The organism is Paracoccus sp. (in: a-proteobacteria) (assembly GCF_030536915.1).
GTDB lineage: Bacteria > Pseudomonadota > Alphaproteobacteria > Rhodobacterales > Rhodobacteraceae > Paracoccus.
Genome location: NZ_JAUNPC010000173.1, coordinates 1 through 2,754, shown reverse-complemented (window position 1 = coordinate 2,754; position 2,754 = coordinate 1). Strand labels below are relative to the sequence as shown.

Genomic DNA, 2,754 nt, shown 5'->3' with positions numbered 1-2,754 from the left:
CCCTTCATGGCGCCTCCGCGATCATGTGGAAGAAGGTGCCGGTGACATTGCCCCGCCGCGATCCGGTTTCCGGGACAGTGTTGCCATCCGCGTCGCACACCTCGGCCAAGGGCGCGTCAGGCTGCGAGAGGATGGTGGAATAGTGGAACTCGTGTCCCAGCAGGTTCTGGCCGCGATCATGGCCCGGTATGGCAGAAAGCAGCCGCGCGCGCCGGTATCCCAGATGCATCCGGCGGTTCGCATAGCTCGTTTCCAGCCCGAGAAGGCGGGCCATCCGATGGACCTGCCCGTCTGCATCCGTCAGGGTCTCGCCCAGCACCATGTATCCTCCGCATTCACCGTGGACCGCCTTGTTCTCGGCAAACCGTCTCAGGCCCCCAAGGAAGTTCTGCGCCCCGGCCAGACGACCCGCGTGAAGTTCCGGATAACCGCCGGGAAGCCAGCAGCAATCGGCCTCGGGCGGGCGCTCATCGGCCAACGGGGAGAAAGGCAGGATCTCCGCTCCGGCTGCCCGCCAACCGGCGAGAAGATGGGGATAGGTGAACGAGAAGGCAGCGTCTCGCGCCAAGGCGATCCGCTGTGCCGGGGGGCGGCAGCGCCGGGACGCGCCGAAGGACATGCCGCCGGACGCCAGCCCCCGCAAGGCGGCAAGATCGACATGCGCGCGCAGGAAAGCAGCATAGGCGGCGATGGCCGCCTGCAAGTCGGGATGCTCAACGGCCTGCACGAGGCCCAAGTGCCGCTCGGGCAAAGTCAGGTCGCCACGCTTTGGCAAGGCGCCGAAGACGGGGATGCCCGCACCGTCCAGCGCAAGCCGGCACAGCCGCTCATGGCGCGGCGAGGCCACGCGGTTCAGGATGACCCCTGCGACACGCACATCCCGGCGGAAGTGCTTCAGCCCTGCAGCCAACGCCGCCACCGTCTGCGCATGGCCCGAGACATCCATCACCACTACGACCGGCCAGCCAGTGATCGCCGCGATGTCGGCGCTGGAGCCGTTGCCCGAAGCCCCTGCCTTCGCGACCCCGTCGAACAGCCCCATCGAGCCCTCAGCTACGGCCATCCCTCCTGGCAGGGCAAGCTGGTCGGCCAGCACCCCGGCCTCCATCGCCCAGCTGTCGAGGTTGCGCGAGGCCTCGCCGCAGGCCGCGCGATGAAAGGCGGGGTCGATGTAGTCCGGCCCGCATTTGTAGGGCCGGACCTTCACGCCGTCCTCGGCGAGGCAGCGCAGCAGGCCCAGCATCACCGTCGTCTTTCCCGCACCCGAGCGGGGGGCCGAGACGATCAGGCCAGGGATCGTGACGCGGCTCATGCCTTGACCGCATCCGCGCGCCCGGCCCGGAAGCGCCGGTCGTAATCGGCGGCATAGAGGCGGCTTTCGTCGAAATCCTCGGCCGCCAGCGCGCGCCCGACAAGGATCAGGGCCGTCCGCTCCATCGTCTCGCCCACGTCGGCGGCGATGGAGGCAAGCGTTCCCCGCACGATGCGCTGGTCCGGCCAGCTTGCCCGCCAGACCACGGCTACGGGGCAGTCCGTGCCGTAACAGGGCGCGAGTTCGGCGGCGACCTCCTCCAGCCGGTGGATCGACAGATGGATCGCCAGCGTTGCCCCGGTCGCGGCGAAGGCGGCCAGTGCCTCGCCCTCGGGCATGGGCGAGGCGCGGCCGGAGGTGCGGGTCAGGACGACGCTTTGCGCGATCCCCGGCAAGGTCAGTTCCGCGCCAAGGGCGGCGGCGCTTGCCGCAAAGGCCGGCACCCCCGGCGTGACGTCATAGGGGATGCCCAATTCCCGCAAGCGGCGGAGTTGCTCGCCCATTGCCGACCAGACCGACAGGTCCCCGGAATGCAGCCGGGCCACGTCCAACCCTTGGGCGTGGGCAGTTGCGATCTCGGCGATGATGTCGTCGAGACTCATCGGCGCGGTGTTGATGATCCGCGCCCCTGCGGGACAGTGATGCAGCACGGCCTCGGGGATCAGCGATCCCGCATAGAGGCAGACGGGCGAGGCCGCGATCAGGTCGCGCGCCCGCAAGGTCAGAAGATCGGGCGCGCCGGGGCCGGCGCCGATGAAATGAACGGTCATGGATAGGGGCTTTCGTCGGATTGGGCCAAGGCGGCGGTGGCGCGGCCATCGGCCGAGACCACGCGCGGCAGGATGATCCGGGCCGCGGGTCCCGCCGCGACAAGGGCGCAGGCCTCGGCAATGCTGCCGGTGCCGTAACGGGCAAGGAGGCGCGGACTGCAGGTAGGGGTGCTCACCCCGCCCAAGGCGGCCTCGGGCAGCGGGATGATCCTGCGGCCCCTCTGTCGCAGGTCCAGAACGGCGGGGTGGCTTTCGCGGAACGCGGGCACGGCAAGCGGCAGGTCGGGGCTGACCTGCAGGCGCTGGAACAATTCCTCTAGGCTCGCCAGAGTGGCCGCCGCGCGAAGGCCGAGTCCGACGATCGTCATCGCGTGACGCTCCATTGCACGACGGGATAGCTGGCCTTCCAGCCGCGCCTGCCGCCCAAGGGCGCTGCTTGCGACAGCTCGATCCGCAGAAGCGTTCCGCCCAGCCTCGCCTGCGCGCCGGCCAGCAGGCTTTCGGTTTCCAGCGTGACGCCATGCGCGACCATACGGGTCCCGGCGGGCAGACTGGCCCACAATGCGTCAAGCAGCGCTGCGTCCAGCCCGCCCCCGACGAAGACGGCATCAGGCGCGGGCAGGTCCGGCATCAGTTCGAGCGCGCTGCCCTCCCGTATCTCGAACTGGGGCA

At 69.6% G+C, this 2,754-nt stretch carries 3 protein-coding genes and 1 pseudogene; all 4 read right to left on the bottom strand.

Going from position 1 to position 2,754, the window contains the following annotated elements:
• Positions 1 to 4 precede the first annotated feature (4 nt).
• Positions 5 to 1,312 (bottom strand): cobyrinate a,c-diamide synthase, encoded by a 1,308-nt coding sequence (locus tag Q4F04_RS15365; protein ID WP_303370664.1) that lies wholly within the window; start codon positions 1,310 to 1,312, stop codon positions 5 to 7.
• A complete protein-coding gene (gene cobM, locus Q4F04_RS15360) occupies positions 1,309 to 2,082 on the bottom strand; it encodes a precorrin-4 C(11)-methyltransferase (protein ID WP_303370663.1) in 774 nt (257 codons plus the stop codon). Before cobM ends, Q4F04_RS15365 begins: the two co-directional genes overlap by 4 nt.
• Entirely contained in the window at positions 2,079 to 2,450 is a 372-nt protein-coding gene (locus tag Q4F04_RS15355) for a cobalamin biosynthesis protein (RefSeq protein ID WP_303370662.1), read from the bottom strand. Before Q4F04_RS15355 ends, cobM begins: the two co-directional genes overlap by 4 nt.
• A pseudogene (locus Q4F04_RS15350) lies at positions 2,447 to 2,754 on the bottom strand (cobalamin biosynthesis bifunctional protein CbiET); the annotation flags it as partial. The gene Q4F04_RS15355 and the pseudogene Q4F04_RS15350, both read right to left, overlap by 4 nt.